The sequence below is a fragment of the Parafrankia elaeagni genome, assembly GCF_000374165.1.
Lineage (GTDB): Bacteria > Actinomycetota > Actinomycetes > Frankiales > Frankiaceae > Parafrankia > Parafrankia elaeagni.
Genome location: NZ_KB893711.1, coordinates 152,181 through 166,315, shown reverse-complemented (window position 1 = coordinate 166,315; position 14,135 = coordinate 152,181). Strand labels below are relative to the sequence as shown.

The window sequence follows — 14,135 nt, the reverse complement described above, 5'->3', positions numbered from 1 at the left end:
CCCGCCGGCCGAACGCGCCGGTGAACGGCTCGTCGACGAACACCTCGGCGAGGCGGTCCCGCAGCCGCATCGCCAACGTCCCCCGCGGGAACGCCGCCCGCGCGACCGCCACCGTCTGCGCCGGGATCTCCGGCAGCCCCTTCGGCTGCAACGACATGTGCCCCACCTCCCGCGGCCCACGAGGCGACCCGGACCGCACAGGAGATCATGCCGCACCCACGACACCCAGCCGAATTAAGCAGCAGAGTCACAGGTCGCCACAAAGAACCCGGTGCCGCTGCACCAGGCACGGATCGCAGCCTCCCGCCAGGCGACAGCTGCCACGATCACCAGGGTTGCCGGCACCAGTCCGACGAGACCGACCGGCCACGCCGACGGCACGGGGAACGCCACCGCGGGCACCGCCCCGAACAACGCGGACAGCACCCGGTACCGCCACCTGGCCCGCCGGGTCGGCACCAGCCACGCATGCTCGCCCTCGCCGCCGCGGGCTGCCTGGTCAGGAGCCGCGCCGACGGGCACGGGGCGGCCGGTGCCGTTGGCCATATCTCGATGATGCTGCCTGGTCCGGCGACGTGCGCCCGCAGAAGCCGCGCATCAGCCCGGCGGCGCACCAGCCGATCCCCGGGGCGTCCGCGGCGCCGTGGTTGGGTCTCACCATGGCTGATCGTCGCGGCCTGAGCGTTGCGACCCGATGGGAGGTGGTCTGTGATGGTGGACGTCCCCGCCGATCCGACCATGGTGCACCCGGTACCCGGGCAGCCGCGGGTGGTGCTGCTGAAACCGCTGTGCACCTCCCCGCTGATCGACGTCGGCGAGTTCACCTACTACGACGACCCCGACAACCCGACAGCGTTCGAGACCCGCAACGTGCTCTACCACTACGGACCGGAGAAGCTGGTCATCGGCCGGTTCTGCGCACTGGGCGCGGGCGTGCGCTTCATCATGAACGGCGCGAACCACCGCCTGGACGGCCCGTCGACCTTCCCGTTCCCGATCATGGGCGGATCCTGGGCCGACCACTTCGACCTCATCACCGGCCTGCCCGACCGCGGCGACACCGTGGTCGGCAACGACGTCTGGTTCGGCTATCGCACCCTGGTGATGCCCGGCGTCCGCATCGGCCACGGCGCGATCATCGGATCCGGCTCGGTCGTCGTGGACGACGTCCCCGACTACGGCGTGGTCGGCGGCAACCCGGCACGACTCCTCCGCCTCCGCCACAGCGAGGCGGACGTCACCCGCCTCCTGGCGCTGGCCTGGTGGGACTGGCCGATCGAGCACATCACCCGCCACATCCGCACGATCATGGCCGGCACCGTCGACGACCTCGAGGCCGCGGCCCCTCACTGAGACGAGCCGCTCCAAGCCCGGAAGGCGCACAACCACTCCGACCGCGTCGAGCCGACCGACTCGTGACGAGCGACGAGCGACGAGCGACGAGCGACGAGCGACGAGCCCGGCCTACAGCCCTGACTGAGATCGGTCACCGCCAGTTCCTCTCGCCAACGCGAGCCGCTCAGGATCTTCGGTTGGATGCGACGGCCCTTCCGAGCCAGGCGAGCCAGTGAGGAGATCGGCGCCGGCGGGCGCATCAGGATCGTCAAGAGAAAACAACGCCAACCAGAATGTGGATCGCGAGCAGGACCCGGCCCATCTCTCCCGCCGGCCACCGACGGGACGATGAGTGTTCTGCTCGAACACGGATCCGCCGCGGTCCGGAGGCAAGCGAAACCGTGATCGAGCCAGCGCGTCGACCAGGAACTGGACGACATGGACGATCTCGCCGCGAGGTGAAACTGCTGATGGTATGGACCGTCCTATGATGCGTGGCATGCCGAATCTGAGCGTGTCGGTGCGCGAAGCGACCCTGCAGGACGCCCGGACGCAGGCCGAAGCTGCCGGGCTCACTCTGTCGGCCTGGGTCGACAAGACCCTGACCGAGGCCATCTGGACAGCCCGGTTCGCTCGGCAACAGCAGCGCAACGCAGCGCTCGGGATCACCTCCGAGGCCCTCGACGCCGAGTTCTCCCGCCTGGAGGAGTTGCGCCGCCGTACAGCAGGGTGAGGTCTGGGCACGCGCGGACGCGCCAGCCCACGCCCTGATCGTTTCAGCCGACCTGTACAACCGGGCGGGTACGCGCCGGGTCGTGACGTGCCCGGTCATCCCCGGCGAACCCCTGCCACACGACGACTACGCCGCCGACGCCGGGATCACCACTCCGATCAAGGGCACGATCGTGCCCGAACTCGTCGCGTGGATGCCGGTGTCCGGACTGTCTCATCTCCTCGGCCCCGTCCCCGCCGACGCGTGGCAGCGAATCGACCAGATCCTGCGCCGCGGGGAGCTCCGAAGCCATCACGACACTTCAGCGGCGCCAGGAGAGCACCGAGTGTGACCATGAAACGTAGCGCGCAGACCCCGTCCTTCAGGGCGGTGACAGCGCGTCGACTCCGATATCAGGGTGACGGCGGAAAGGTACTCGGCGTCCGTTGGGAAGCAGGAACCTGTATCGCGAGGTACAGGAATCTTCGGCCTTCGGCCCGGAGGGGACGTCAAGAAGCGCATCGTCGCCATGTCGTCGTCACGCAGCGGCGGACGTCTGCGAGCGGGTGCGGGCGTACTCCTGCGGGTCGCGGATCTCCCAGACCGCTTGCCCGATCGCAAGGACGCCGCGGGCTGGAAGCGGGACGTCGCCGATCGTCGGGTTTTCTCCCAGCCGAGCCGGACGGCCGAGGTCTGTACCGTCGAGAGTGGCGGCCGCGTCGTCGATGAGGTACATCCGCTGTGGCATCAAGATACCGGTGTGCCCGCTGGGCATGACGCCGGCCAGTTGCAGCCGGCCGATACCCAGGGTTCTTGCCAGCCGTTCCCGGATGTGCAGCATTGTGGGGGATCGCCACGTGGACAGCGGCAACGTGCCATTGACACTGTTGAGGAACCGCAGCAGCGGTGTCTCCACCGCGGTGAACCGCCAGTCCAGGACCGGCGAGTCCAAGCGCACCCTGAGCGTGGCCGGACCGACCCACTCCAGGTCGAGGCGACCGTGGCCAGTGTGGTCACACGCAGGGCCGTAGTAGCGCGGACAGGCCGTGTCGAGCCGAGGACCATCGACGTAGATCGACCAATGCCCTCCCGGATCGCGATGCCACAGCGTCCGGTAGGGACCGAAATCGTTCTCCGGGAAGACCCGCAGCGCCAGCACATGGCCGGTGTCGAAGGGTAGCCCGAACACCCCCCAACCCTTCACGTGCTCATATCCCGGCCACGGCGCCTGACCCCGAACGGCGGGAAGGTCACCAAGCCGGTGGCGTAGATCCAGCATCTCCCCTCACCTCCTCTGCGTCCAGGCTGGCAGGCCAGACCTCAGCCGGCAAAGGGAATCTGACTATGACGATTTCCGCCCTCGAGGATCTGGCCCTGCTGGAAGTGGGCAACAAGACGGTTGGGCCCGAGTTCAGGGCGCACACCGTGGGGCAGGCATCAGTTCGAAACCGGACGGAACCGAGATCTACCGCTACAGCGAGAAATGCCACGGCGAGGACCAGGCGGGCCGCCCCGGCTACGGCCGCCCGGCCATCCACTTCGACCAGGATGATCGCGGACCGTGCCGGAGCTTCCACCGCTGTGCGGTCACCCCATCAAGCAGCCGCCGGCTTCTACCAGGGCCCCCCAGGAGCTGGGGTCAGGCTCCGGCCGGCACCTTGTCGAGGAAGCCGAGCACCTTGACGATGCGGCCATCGGTGCCGCGCTCGATCACGTCGAATCCGACGACAAGCGGTTCGGCGCCGGCCGGGCCAAGCCCCCAGGCGAAACGGGCCTGGTCGTGGTGGCCGTCGACCGGTCCGGCCAGTGTCATCGTCAGGCCGGGGAACCTGCTCCGCACCGCGCCGATCATCTCGTTGACGGCGTCGTGTCCCTCGGCTGTGGCGATCGGATCGATGTACCGGACATCAGGGGCCAGGATCTTCTCCACGGCTACCCTCCGGGTGGCGGAGTCGGTCTCGTTCCACGCCGCGAGGTAGCTCAGTACCAGAGTCTCGAAGTCGTTCACGGGCGGTCCTCACTCTCAGACACGGTGTCGGGTACGCCGCCGGCGTCGCACGAGGAAGCACGGGCGACCGGGACCCGGGACTCCGGATTCCGTGTGGCGGGCATCGCTGCCGACCCACGAGATCCCGAGCTGTTCCAGCGACGGCGGGCTCGATGCTGCCCGCCGCGGTGCGGCCCGTCGATTACCTGAGAGGTCATGGCCGACCTCCTGGCACGGCCCTTAGGGTCATGACATGGCCCTCCCCCGCACGCACGACCAGCCTGTGGGCGTCTTGCTACGTGGATGGCGGGAACAGCGCCGACTCACCCAGATGGACCTCGCCGAACGCGAGAGCGTCTCGACACGCCACATCAGCTTCGTGGAGAACGGGCGGTCCCGCCCGACAAGCGAAATGATCATTGTGTTGGCCGAACAGCTCGACGTACCGTTGCGGGAACGTAACCAGCTACTGCTGGCCGGGGGCTACGCACCGGCCTATTCGGAGCGCGATCTGACCTCACCGTCAATGTCAGCGGTGAGTGAAGCGATCGATCGGGTGCTCACCGGCCTCGCGCCGCTGCCCGCCGTAGTCGTCGACCGGCGCTGGGAGCTCGTCGCCGCGAACGACGCGATTGTCCTTTTCACCACCGGGGTGGCTCCGTGGCTGTTGGACCCCCCGGTCAACGTGCTCCGACTCAGCCTGCATCCCGATGGCATGGCCCCGCGCATCCTGAACCTGCCCGAATGGAAGGCGCACCTGCTCGATCGGCTGGCACGACAGGCAGAAGCAGCCGGGGATGATGTTCTCCGAGACCTGCACGCCGAACTAAGCGGATACCCCGCACATGCTGGGCACCGCGCCCGGGACCGTGACGCCGACGGCCACCATCGCCAAGCTGCTACGAGCAAGACGACCAACCGGGACAACAGCGATCAGGAACGGGTGGGCTCTCGGGCAGGAATGTGGGCAGCGAACACGATTGTCGTTCCGATGCACTACCAGTCGCCCCGAGGTGAGCTCGCACTCTTCACCGCCACCACAGTGTTCGGTACACCCACCGACGTGACCGTATCGGAGCTCGCGATCGAAACCTTCTACCCGGCAGACCCCGCCAGCGCCGGTCTACTCAACGCATCCCCGCACTCATAGGCGACAGCGGCGAAGGTGAGCGACGGGCTCGGGCAGCCCTCCTGCATGCTCGACAATCGATGTGGCTGGTCTCGATGCGTACGGCTTCGAGACGAGAGCAGGCGGTTCCGGGCCCTGTCCGCCGTGAAGTGCGCACCACACCCCCGCCTCAGCCGGTACCGTCGTTCAATGGACAGGGTCGAGTTCCGATTGGAGACCGAGCCGTTCCCGACCGGCGAGGCACTGACCGTCTGCCCGTATGTGAACGGCGTCGACCTCCGGGAACTCACCCGTGCCGTCGAACTGCTGTCCGCCGAGGCCGACGGCCAGCCCGACCTCGCCAGCAGCTACGCCGGGCTTCGCGACCCGGGCATCCGCTGGCCCAGCCGTCACTTCCTCGGCGAGCCGACCGTGACATGGTCCGGCGACACCGTCCTGCTCGGCTGCGTCTGCGGTGACGCCGGCTGCGGGCCGTTGACGGCGCGTGTCGACATCACCGACGACGCCGTCACCTGGCGCGACTTCCGGACCGGCCACCGCGGCTGGAACCTCGGCGACCTCGGCCCGTTCCGCTTCGACGCACTCGCCTACAGGACCGCGCTTCGGCAGACCTGAAGTGAAGCCGCTGATATCACGGACTTTCACGGGGTCGCGGGCTTAGGAAGGCACCGCGAACGGCGCCCACCCGGCTCCGCCTCCGCGCTTCTCAGAAAACCGGTTGACGGTTCCACTCATCCCCTACACGCTGGGTCGGTGCGAAAAGTGAAAGCACTTTACACCGATGAGACAGTCACGATCTACCAGGCCTACCCTGACAGGATCGCCGATCCAGCGCTCGATGCAGGCACATTCGTCTCTCCGTTCCTACCCGTAAGGATGACCTGGATCAAACCATCATTTCTTTGGATGATGTACCGCTCCGGCTGGGCCACGAAGAAGGACCAGGAACGGGTTCTTGCCGTTAAGATCAGACGCGACGATTTTGTCTGGGCACTTTCTCAAGCATGCCCGAGCTCGTTCGACAGACGAGTTTTCAAGGATCACCAGGAATGGCGATCCGCACTGGCCAGCAGGCCGGTGCGGATCCAGTGGGACCCCGATCGGGATCTTCACCTAAGACCAACGGACTCCCGCGCCGTTCAGGTCGGTCTTGCGGCAGAAGCCAGCCAGCTCTATGTAAGAAACTGGATCAGAAAAATTCGCGACGTGACGCCACTCGCACGCGAGGTTAGATCACTCGTACGAGAGGGTGATCTGCTGGCCGCCCGAACCCGGCTCCCGGCGGAGCGCATCTTCCCCCTGGACCCACACCTCGCCTCACGTATCGGTTCCACCGTAGCTGGCCCGTAAGCGGTAATTCAGCGCATGTGATTAACGGATGAGACACGCAGCCCCGCGCGACACGGATTCGACCGATCTCACGGTCCGGATCTTCAGCATGCCTTCCTACGTGGCAACTACCAGCGTGGACACCGGCTGCGATGATCAGCGATCATACGGAACCGGCGCGTGGGCGGGGCAGGGATCGAACCTGCGGCCACTCGCCTGCGAGGCGACAGAAGGCGAACACTGCACTTGACCTGCATACACACAGGTCACGACGGAGCGTCTACGACACAATCGCGTTGCGTCTAAACGATCTCCATTCGCATGATTCAGAGAGTCCGTCATGATGGAAATCACAGGCGTCGCCGTGCTGCCGAATCTTCCGAATGAGTCACAGAGGATCACCTATTGAGAACGAACGCCCCATCGAGGAGCCCTCGCACCGTCAGGCGACGTCGAGCCATGCACGGAGAGCCTGCCGGATCACCTCGCTGGCATTCGTGTGATCGGCAGCCGCACGACTCGCCAGGGCCGCGCGCAGCTTCGGATCAAGCCGTACCGGCACGACATCCCCTGGCGCCGACCCGATCGGCCGCCGCCCACCTCGGCGCCGCAGGACCTCCACGTCGTAGCCGGCCTCAGCTTCCCCAGCGAGCCGCGCCACGAGATCCTCGGCCATCGGCATCCCACCTGACGTGGGGACACGCCTTGTCTCGTCGGTCATCTCACCCCTCCTTGTCACGGCAGGAGACCCCGGCGCTTCGGACGCATCCGCATCGCGCGGATGATCATTTCAGTGTCATCACCAAGGAGCAGTAGGACGATCTCCAGAAGGTTGCCCGCCCGATCCGGACCCAGCCGAAGCTCCCGCGGTGGGTGGGTTCTCGTCGTCGAGCGCGCAGGCGACCAAGTAGTCCGCATCGGCCGCCCGGTGCCTACGAGCCGACCGGTGGATCTCCACATCCAATTTCGTAATACGAAACCTCGACCTGCGGCCAGACCCCGCCGGCCGGGCTGGCCCCGGAGGCATCGGCCGGCGCCTGGGCACCGTCCACGGCACGTGGCCGAGGGTACCCAGGCGCCGGCCGACCCGACTCTGAACGGAGGCGTCAGATCAGCGTCAGATCAGCGCTCGGGAAGGTCCCGGGCGCGCGCCCGCTCGAGCAGCGCGCTGATGCCGTTCAGGGTCTGGAGATGCTCACGATTCGTAGTGGTCAGGTCGATGGGAGATTCGGTGATCTCCTCCAGCAACTGCAGGAATTCCACCATGGTCAGCGAGTCGAGGACTCCTGTCTCAACGAGGTCCTGGTCCCAGGCGATCGCCTCCGTGGAGTCGGTGAACCGTCCAAGCAGCTCGGTCACCGGACGCATGATTTCGCTGTCAGCCTGTGTCACTGCCGTTCTCCCTGTTCTGCGAAGGATTTCTTTCGCGACAACTACGTGTTTGCGGAATCGGGTGAAAAGGCCCCGGGTGCGGCGAGGTCACGGATCAGCGCGTCTATCAGGTCCCGGGTCACGTGTGGCATGGCGTACAGGTGGGCGTACGGTCGCACCAGCCCGGCAACGCGCGTCGTCTCGCACGACAGCGAGTACCGAGTGACGATCAAGGTGCTGGGGCGACGGAAACGGACCGCGAGGGAGAACGGGCTGCGGGCCACCCACAGGTCCCGCCCCGACTCCGCCTGGAGGTCCCGCAGCCGGTCATGGGCGTAGCGGGCGAGGCGGTCGCACTCGACAGCCGCGCGGATCTGGTCGTCGTAGGAGCGACGGGCGAGATGGTCCCACATGACAAGCGGTGAGAAACCGTTGCGCGATCCGCCGAACGTGGTGTCCGCGGAGCCGATGTACTCCGACTCCGCCGGCGGGAGCATCTGCAGCCTGGTCCGGGTCATGTAGACGCCGCACGGCCAAGGCGTACCCATCCACTTGTGACCGCTGGTCGTGATCGAGTGGATCTGCGGAAGCCGGAAGTCGAACAGCGGCGGGGCCGCCGCCACCAGCCCGGCCTGGTGGGCCATCTGCAGGTAGGGCGCGTACCCGGCCCCGAGGGCGCCGTCCACGTGCACCCAGTAGCCGGTCCGGACGTCCGTGGGGCCGGGCCTGCCGTGATCGACGTGGCGTTCGTCGAGGCCGTGTTCCGCGCAGATGTCGTGCACCATCCGGGCGGCGGACGCGACGTCGTCGTAGGCGCCTTTGAACGCCGAGCCGTAGTTCAGGTTGACGATGACGGGGAATCCGCGGGCAGCAAAGAACCGCACGATCACCGCGAGCCGGTCGACGTCGATCGTGCCGTCTCCGTCTCCGTCACCGTCGCCATCCCCTTTCCCGTCCGCGCCGCCGGCCGAAGGCACCGCCGCCGGCCAGGGGGTTCCGCGACCCAGCGGATTCTCACCGGGAAAACGCCGCTCGCCGAGAGACCGCATGGTGTCGAGGCCCAGCAGCCGGGTCGCCTTCGTCACCGAGTAATGCGTGTCCGCGGAGAAGAGGACGACCGGATGGAAGGAGTCGGAGCCCTGCTCGCGGTGGGCGGCGGCCAGCGTGTTCCGGGCGGTTCCCGGGGCGGACGGGCCCGGGGTCGGGGTCGGGGTCGGGTGCAGCAGCGGGCTTCCGGACAGGTACTCCCGGGCGTTCCACAGCGCGTACAGGTTCCCTTCGCTCGCGCCCATGGTCAGCGTGTAGCCCCAGTACGACTCGGGATCGTCGTCCCGATGCGGCCAGCGGGCGTTCCACAGGGACGCGAAGTAGTCGAGGACCGCCCGTTCGAGGATCTTGGTGTTGTGCGTGACCGAACCCGTCCGATAGGGGTCACCCGCGTTGTTGACGGGCAGGTCCAGGTACGGCGCCAGCCGGTGCTGGTAGTCGAGGTCGCCGTTCAGCTGGAATCCCACCGAGTTCCGGCACTGCCGCTGCAGGTGGGCCCGTAACAGGGACTCCGCCTCGGTGTACTGCTCCTCGGTGAGAGCACAGGCCGGCAGCTGGAACCCGGCGTAGGGAATCCCGGGGACGTCGTCGTAGGTCTCCCGGGGATCGCTGCTCGGCGGCGTCACCGTGGGTGTGCCATCAAGCGTGCGCAGGCCGCTGAACGCCTTCTGCCAGGGGACGTCCGCCGGCCCGAACGGAATGTCGGTGGGAACGGACCTCGCCGGCCCGGTCATGTCTGCTCCTCCGTCTGACGAGGTCACGCCCGGGGGGCCGACGCGTCCCGCCAGAGCGGGTAGAGGGACGGGCCGCCGTCGGGCAGGGTGATCTCGTCGCCGATCGGGCGCATGCCCATCCCCTGCCACAGGTCCCGGTTCCGCGGGGTGGAGGCCTCCGCGTAGATCCCGTGGCCGCCCAGGTGCTCCGTCCGCAGCAGCGTGTGCATGAGGAGGACCGCGCTGCCACTGGCTCCCGACTCGGGGCGGGTCGCGGAGAACATCACGTGGAAGTGCGGCGGCAGGTCCGTCGGGTAGTGCTCGTCCAGGGCTCGCATCAGGGCCACCGCCCGATCGCCGTGGGGTCCGCAGGCCGCGGCCAGGCGCTCGTCGAAGCGTGCCTGCTCGGCACCGTCCAGCGCGGGCTCCCCGGGCGGGGACCAGACCGTCAGCGCCGAGTAACCCGGTGTGGAGCCGACAAGTCCCCGATGGTCGAGCAGCATCCCGGTGACGGTCCGGAAGAATCCCGCGAGCCACCGGTCACGCTCGGCGGACCCGCGCGGGATCACCCAGTCGATGATCGGATCGGCGGCGAAGGCGAGGGTGAGGGTCCGGGTCACAGCGTCCAGGTCCGGTGTGCCGCTCACCTCGAACTGAGTGCGCCGGCGCGCCGAGGTCGGGCCGCCTCCCGGGCTCGTTCCGGTGATCGATGTCGTCATCACGCCTCCTCCTGTGGGGTGCGCCGCAGGGCGCGGGAGCTGTGTTCGCCTGGCCGGCGACGCCTCGACCGGCCGCTGCCCGGGGGCGGCGGCGTCCACGAGAAGAAGTCCCGGGCCGCGGCTGGAACCAACGATGCTTTCGTGCCCTGGCGGAACCCTGACCTCAGCCTGACAGGTGACCGCAAAGCACGCGGCGAATAAAATCGGAAGGTTGCGCGCCATCCACACCCGACCAGGCGAGGTTCCCCGGGAGGCCACAGGGAACGTCTTTGCCGCCGAGGAGCGGAATTTCCGGCAACAGCCGGCCACCTGTTCACGAGTGGACGGACGGACCCGACCGGGCAGCCCGGCAAGAGGATCCCGGCGGCAGTCAGATATCCGGAGATCCGTCTCGACCTTTTTGTGCACCGTGAGGAAACTAACAAGCCCGGAAAGGGTTTCCGGGATACGGCATGGGTGCGCGCGCACCGTCTTATGCTGACCACGTGGCGGCCGAGTGTTGCGCGGTGCGGACGACAGCGGTGCGGACGACAGCGATACGGAGTGGTCGACGCTGCGCCAGGGGGCCGGTGTTTCCGTTTCGAGGATGTCGCGCGGCAGGAGAAGCCTGAGGTGAAGTTCAGGGTGCTCGGGTCCGTGGAGGTCGAGGTCGATGGCAGGGCACACCGGATTCCCGGGGCACGCCAGCGGCTGCTGCTGGCGACACTCCTGGTCAGCGGCCCACATCCGGTGCCCACCAAACTGCTCCAGGCCGAGCTGTGGGGCGAGCTGTGGGACGGAAGTTCACCGCCGACCCTCGAGAACTCGCTGCATGTCACCGTCTCCCGGTTGCGCAGGACACTGAGAAGGATCGGCGGAGGACGGCCTCCCGAGCTGATCACCTGCGCGCGCGGCTACCTGCTCGACGTCGACGCGGACGATCTCGACCTGGCTGTCTTCCGCGCCGGTGTCGCCCGGGCGGGCCCGGGTCATGCGCGGCACCGACCCCGAGCGGGCTCACGGCATCCTGCAGGAGTCGCTGGGGCTGTGGCGGGGGGCTCCACTGCAGAACATCGCCGCCGGCCCGGTCTGCCGCGCCACCGTGCTGCAGCTTGAGGAGGAGTACCTGGCCGCCGTCGAGGACGGTCTGCGGTTCAGCGTCGAGCACCGGGATCCGGCGTACGTCGTCGGCGAGCTGCGGCGGATGAGTTTCACGCACCCATGGCATGAACGTCTCATCGACCTGCTGATGATCTCGCTTTATCGGTGCGGCCGGCAGGCGGAGGCCATCCTGACCTACCACGATGTACGTGAGCGGTTGTCCCGGGAGCTCGGAGTGGAGCCCTCCGCGCTGCTCCGGAACCGTCTGGATGAGATCCTGCACCACGCGCCGTCGCTGGGCTGAACCTCCTCTCAAGAAGATGTCCGATTTCGCGGCCGGCTCCGGTGGGTACAGAGAGCCCCGTCACCCACCGTCAGGACACACGGATGCGGTGCAACAGGTCACAGAACGGTGACATTGACCGACAATCTACGTATGGGACCAGCTGAGACGACCGATCCTGACGAGCCAGCCGCGATCCTGGTCGAGGGGCTCGCCGACTGCGGCCGGATCGTGGAGACCATCCGCGACAAGGGCCCCGTCATCATGGATCTACGCGCCGTTGATACCGCCGAGGCCCAGCGGGTTCGGACTACGTCATCGGCGCGGCCTTCGCACTCCGTGCCGAGGCTTCCAGTCTCGGCGTCGGTGTCTTCCTGGTCGGCGGGCAAAATCTGCCCCCGGAACAGGAACGCCAGCTCCGTCACCGTTGAACCGGGTCCTGACCCTCTCCGCCCAGGACCCACCACAGCCACCGCGGACGTTTTGCAAACGACCAGCTTGTCCGGCCCCAAGGACACCACAGGCGCCCGCCGGAGGCCTAAGCCAGCTCCCCACAAACCCGGATGGACACTCAGTTGCTGTCGGATGAGCGGCATGGGGTCACTCGACGGAAACGAACGCTCCACCCACGAGTCTCGCGCCGTCAGGCGACATCGAGCCAGGCACGGAGGGCCTGCCGGATCACCTCGCTGGCATTCGTGTGATCAGCGGCCGCACGACTCGCCAGCGCCGCACGCAGCTCAGGATCAAGCCGCACCGGCACGACCTCGCCCGGCGCCGACCCGATCGGCCGCCGCCCACCCCGGCGCCGCAGAACCTCGACGTCGTAGCCGGCCTCAGCCTCATCGGCAAGCCGCGCCACGAGCTCGTCGGTCACCGGCACCCCACCTGACATGGGGACACGCCCCGTCTCGTCTGTCACCTCACCCCTCCTCGTCACGGCAGGAGACCCCGGTACTTCGGACGCATACGCATCGCATGAATGATCATTTCGATGCCGTCGCCAAGGAGCAGGACGACGATCTCCAGAAGGTTGCCCGCTCGATCCGGCCCCAGCCGAAGCTCCCGCTGCGGGTTCTCGTCGTCGAGCGCATAGGCGACCAGGTACCTCACAGCGGCGTGGAGGAGGTCGGCGTCGGCCACTCCTGCTTACGCGCCGACCGGTGGACCTCCACATCCACTATCGTAATACGAAACCTTGGCCTGAGGTCGGACCGCTACAGAGCGCTTCGGAACCGGACCAGCTTGCCCCGCCGAGACCAACCGGCACGGATCGGTGAACGGGTCGCCAGCAGCACCCGCCAGAACGCGCCGACGACGCCGGTTCGGCGCGCGATGAGCAAGCGTCGCACGGCGTGCACACCCTGTCGCGTCGAGCACGCGCAGCAGGACGAACGCCTTACCAGGAAGGGTCTTGCGGCATCCCGGCGTGCTGGAACGGGTCAGGCGACAGCCCTACGGCTTACGCGCGACACCGATGACATGCGCGCTCGTTCCGAGCATCGACGGCTCGGTTTCGGTCAGGCGGACCGCCCTGAGCAAATCGGCGGGGTCGACCATCCGCTGTTCCAGGTCCCCCAGCAGCCAGGCGAAACCCTCGACCGCGACAAGGCGAATGTCCCGGAAACCGGCGAGGTCGAGCTCCGCGCGCAGCTCCTCGGGATGGCGAAAATAGGCCCAGAAGCCGCCTTCGGCTGGCTGGGCCGGGTCCTGACTCAGACCGAGACGCAAATTGCGGTCAAAGTCGTCCCAGATCTCGCTGCTTCCCAGCAGACTCTTCTTCGTTGCGTCGAGAACCCAGGCGTGCCGGGCGATGACCTCGACCAGAACATCACCCCCCGGCCGAAGGACCCGGGCCGCCTCACGTAGCGCCGCGAGCCGATCATTCCGCTGGACGAGGTGATAGAGCGGGCCCATCAGCAGCACGGCATCGGCCGTCCGATCGGGCGCAGGAAGACGACAGGCCTCGCCGAGCTCGACTCGAAACGGTGCATGCGGCTGCGACCGGGACCGGGCCTGCGCCATCTCGACATGGCGGGCTACAGGGTCAATGAGAACAACGTCGTAGCCGCGGCCGGCGAGGTACGCGGCGTGGGTACCTGGACCGCCACCCACATCCACGACATGGCCCTGCCCGACCAGGAACCGCGCAAAGATGTCCCAGGTCCGCAACCGGACCAGGTCACCCAAGCCCGGCCGCTACAGACGATCGTCCTCGTCAACCAGCTCATACCGGGCCGCCACTCGGCTGTCGATCTCCACCCGACCCAGTATGGGAAGCCCGCCCACGCCTGGCGATCTGTTTTGGCTGCCCGCCGAGACCACGTCAACAGCCTCATGATCGCGCACTTGAGTGGTGTCTGAGCGCTGTACTCTCCACGCAGACCCAAGGATCGATCTTCACGAGAGTCAGAGCTTCGACGTACCGTC

17 protein-coding genes are annotated in these 14,135 nt (G+C 67.5%); 7 read left to right on the top strand and 10 right to left on the bottom strand.

Annotation, left to right across the window (positions count from 1 at the left end; translation table 11 throughout):
- Positions 1 to 234: 234 nt before the first annotated feature.
- Positions 235 to 546, bottom strand: a complete 312-nt coding sequence (locus B207_RS0107565) for a hypothetical protein (RefSeq protein WP_018635917.1) — start codon at positions 544 to 546, stop codon at positions 235 to 237.
- A gap of 165 nt (positions 547 to 711) precedes the next feature.
- Between B207_RS0107565 and B207_RS0107560 the strand changes: the two genes are divergently transcribed.
- The 3 genes from B207_RS0107560 (at position 712) to B207_RS36735 (ending at position 2,399) form a co-directional block, all read left to right on the top strand.
- On the top strand, positions 712 to 1,353 hold the full coding sequence (locus B207_RS0107560) for a CatB-related O-acetyltransferase (protein WP_018635916.1): 642 nt from the start codon (positions 712 to 714) through the stop codon (positions 1,351 to 1,353).
- A 481-nt stretch (positions 1,354 to 1,834) separates the two neighbouring features.
- Positions 1,835 to 2,068: a hypothetical protein gene (locus B207_RS0107555; protein WP_154675196.1), complete on the top strand. Its 234-nt coding sequence runs from the start codon at positions 1,835 to 1,837 to the stop codon at positions 2,066 to 2,068.
- A gap of 82 nt (positions 2,069 to 2,150) precedes the next feature.
- Positions 2,151 to 2,399 carry a hypothetical protein gene (locus B207_RS36735; protein ID WP_018635914.1) on the top strand — a complete coding sequence of 83 codons (249 nt, stop codon included), beginning with the start codon at positions 2,151 to 2,153 and terminating at the stop codon, positions 2,397 to 2,399.
- Positions 2,400 to 2,585: 186 nt separating this feature from the next.
- On the opposite strand, the gene B207_RS0107545 is transcribed toward B207_RS36735, so the two are convergent.
- Positions 2,586 to 3,236 carry a hypothetical protein gene (locus tag B207_RS0107545; RefSeq protein ID WP_018635913.1) on the bottom strand — a complete coding sequence of 217 codons (651 nt, stop codon included), beginning with the start codon at positions 3,234 to 3,236 and terminating at the stop codon, positions 2,586 to 2,588.
- Between the two features lie 450 nt (positions 3,237 to 3,686).
- A complete protein-coding gene (locus B207_RS0107540) occupies positions 3,687 to 4,055 on the bottom strand; it encodes a nuclear transport factor 2 family protein (RefSeq protein WP_018635912.1) in 369 nt (122 codons plus the stop codon).
- A 232-nt stretch (positions 4,056 to 4,287) separates the two neighbouring features.
- On the opposite strand from B207_RS0107540, the gene B207_RS0107535 reads away from it, so the two are divergent.
- The 3 genes from B207_RS0107535 to B207_RS38045 all read left to right on the top strand — a co-directional run bounded on the left by B207_RS0107535 (position 4,288) and on the right by B207_RS38045 (position 6,513).
- The gene (locus B207_RS0107535; protein WP_026310794.1) at positions 4,288 to 5,184 is read left to right on the top strand and encodes a helix-turn-helix domain-containing protein; all 897 of its coding nucleotides are present in this window, start codon (positions 4,288 to 4,290) and stop codon (positions 5,182 to 5,184) included.
- Positions 5,185 to 5,352: 168 nt separating this feature from the next.
- Entirely contained in the window at positions 5,353 to 5,778 is a 426-nt protein-coding gene (locus B207_RS0107530; RefSeq protein ID WP_018635910.1) for a hypothetical protein, read from the top strand.
- 147 nt (positions 5,779 to 5,925) lie between these two features.
- Positions 5,926 to 6,513: a DUF4291 domain-containing protein gene (locus B207_RS38045; protein ID WP_230204889.1), complete on the top strand. Its 588-nt coding sequence runs from the start codon at positions 5,926 to 5,928 to the stop codon at positions 6,511 to 6,513.
- 421 nt (positions 6,514 to 6,934) lie between these two features.
- On the opposite strand, the gene B207_RS0107525 is transcribed toward B207_RS38045, so the two are convergent.
- From B207_RS0107525 to B207_RS0107510, 4 genes are all read right to left on the bottom strand, one after another.
- Positions 6,935 to 7,174: a ribbon-helix-helix protein, CopG family gene (locus tag B207_RS0107525; RefSeq protein WP_018635909.1), complete on the bottom strand. Its 240-nt coding sequence runs from the start codon at positions 7,172 to 7,174 to the stop codon at positions 6,935 to 6,937.
- A 440-nt stretch (positions 7,175 to 7,614) separates the two neighbouring features.
- Positions 7,615 to 7,884 carry a phosphopantetheine-binding protein gene (locus B207_RS0107520; RefSeq protein WP_018635908.1) on the bottom strand — a complete coding sequence of 90 codons (270 nt, stop codon included), beginning with the start codon at positions 7,882 to 7,884 and terminating at the stop codon, positions 7,615 to 7,617.
- A gap of 41 nt (positions 7,885 to 7,925) precedes the next feature.
- Positions 7,926 to 9,644, bottom strand: a complete 1,719-nt coding sequence (locus B207_RS0107515; RefSeq protein ID WP_018635907.1) for a pyridoxal-dependent decarboxylase — start codon at positions 9,642 to 9,644, stop codon at positions 7,926 to 7,928.
- Between the two features lie 23 nt (positions 9,645 to 9,667).
- Positions 9,668 to 10,342, bottom strand: a complete 675-nt coding sequence (locus tag B207_RS0107510) for a hypothetical protein (RefSeq protein WP_018635906.1) — start codon at positions 10,340 to 10,342, stop codon at positions 9,668 to 9,670.
- A 970-nt stretch (positions 10,343 to 11,312) separates the two neighbouring features.
- Between B207_RS0107510 and B207_RS41155 the strand changes: the two genes are divergently transcribed.
- Positions 11,313 to 11,726, top strand: a complete 414-nt coding sequence (locus tag B207_RS41155; protein WP_230204888.1) for an AfsR/SARP family transcriptional regulator — start codon at positions 11,313 to 11,315, stop codon at positions 11,724 to 11,726.
- Positions 11,727 to 12,348: 622 nt separating this feature from the next.
- On the opposite strand, the gene B207_RS0107495 is transcribed toward B207_RS41155, so the two are convergent.
- From B207_RS0107495 to B207_RS0107480, 3 genes are all read right to left on the bottom strand, one after another.
- Positions 12,349 to 12,600 carry a ribbon-helix-helix protein, CopG family gene (locus tag B207_RS0107495; protein WP_407671379.1) on the bottom strand — a complete coding sequence of 84 codons (252 nt, stop codon included), beginning with the start codon at positions 12,598 to 12,600 and terminating at the stop codon, positions 12,349 to 12,351.
- Positions 12,601 to 12,641: 41 nt separating this feature from the next.
- Positions 12,642 to 12,848 carry a hypothetical protein gene (locus B207_RS0107490; RefSeq protein WP_018635902.1) on the bottom strand — a complete coding sequence of 69 codons (207 nt, stop codon included), beginning with the start codon at positions 12,846 to 12,848 and terminating at the stop codon, positions 12,642 to 12,644.
- Between the two features lie 312 nt (positions 12,849 to 13,160).
- Positions 13,161 to 13,895: a class I SAM-dependent methyltransferase gene (locus B207_RS0107480; RefSeq protein WP_018635900.1), complete on the bottom strand. Its 735-nt coding sequence runs from the start codon at positions 13,893 to 13,895 to the stop codon at positions 13,161 to 13,163.
- Positions 13,896 to 14,135 lie beyond the last annotated feature (240 nt).

Coding starts and splice junctions, on each gene's coding strand:
- B207_RS0107515 (WP_018635907.1), bottom strand. CDS start 9,644: ATGACCGGGCCGGCGAGGTCCGTTCCCACCGACATTCCGTTCGGGCCG.
- B207_RS0107565 (WP_018635917.1), bottom strand. CDS start 546: ATGGCCAACGGCACCGGCCGCCCCGTGCCCGTCGGCGCGGCTCCTGAC.
- B207_RS0107530 (WP_018635910.1), top strand. CDS start 5,353: ATGGACAGGGTCGAGTTCCGATTGGAGACCGAGCCGTTCCCGACCGGC.
- B207_RS41155 (WP_230204888.1), top strand. CDS start 11,313: ATGCGCGGCACCGACCCCGAGCGGGCTCACGGCATCCTGCAGGAGTCG.
- B207_RS0107535 (WP_026310794.1), top strand. CDS start 4,288: ATGGCCCTCCCCCGCACGCACGACCAGCCTGTGGGCGTCTTGCTACGT.
- B207_RS0107510 (WP_018635906.1), bottom strand. CDS start 10,342: ATGACGACATCGATCACCGGAACGAGCCCGGGAGGCGGCCCGACCTCG.
- B207_RS0107555 (WP_154675196.1), top strand. CDS start 1,835: ATGCCGAATCTGAGCGTGTCGGTGCGCGAAGCGACCCTGCAGGACGCC.
- B207_RS0107560 (WP_018635916.1), top strand. CDS start 712: ATGGTGGACGTCCCCGCCGATCCGACCATGGTGCACCCGGTACCCGGG.
- B207_RS0107525 (WP_018635909.1), bottom strand. CDS start 7,174: ATGCCGATGGCCGAGGATCTCGTGGCGCGGCTCGCTGGGGAAGCTGAG.
- B207_RS0107495 (WP_407671379.1), bottom strand. CDS start 12,600: ATGTCAGGTGGGGTGCCGGTGACCGACGAGCTCGTGGCGCGGCTTGCC.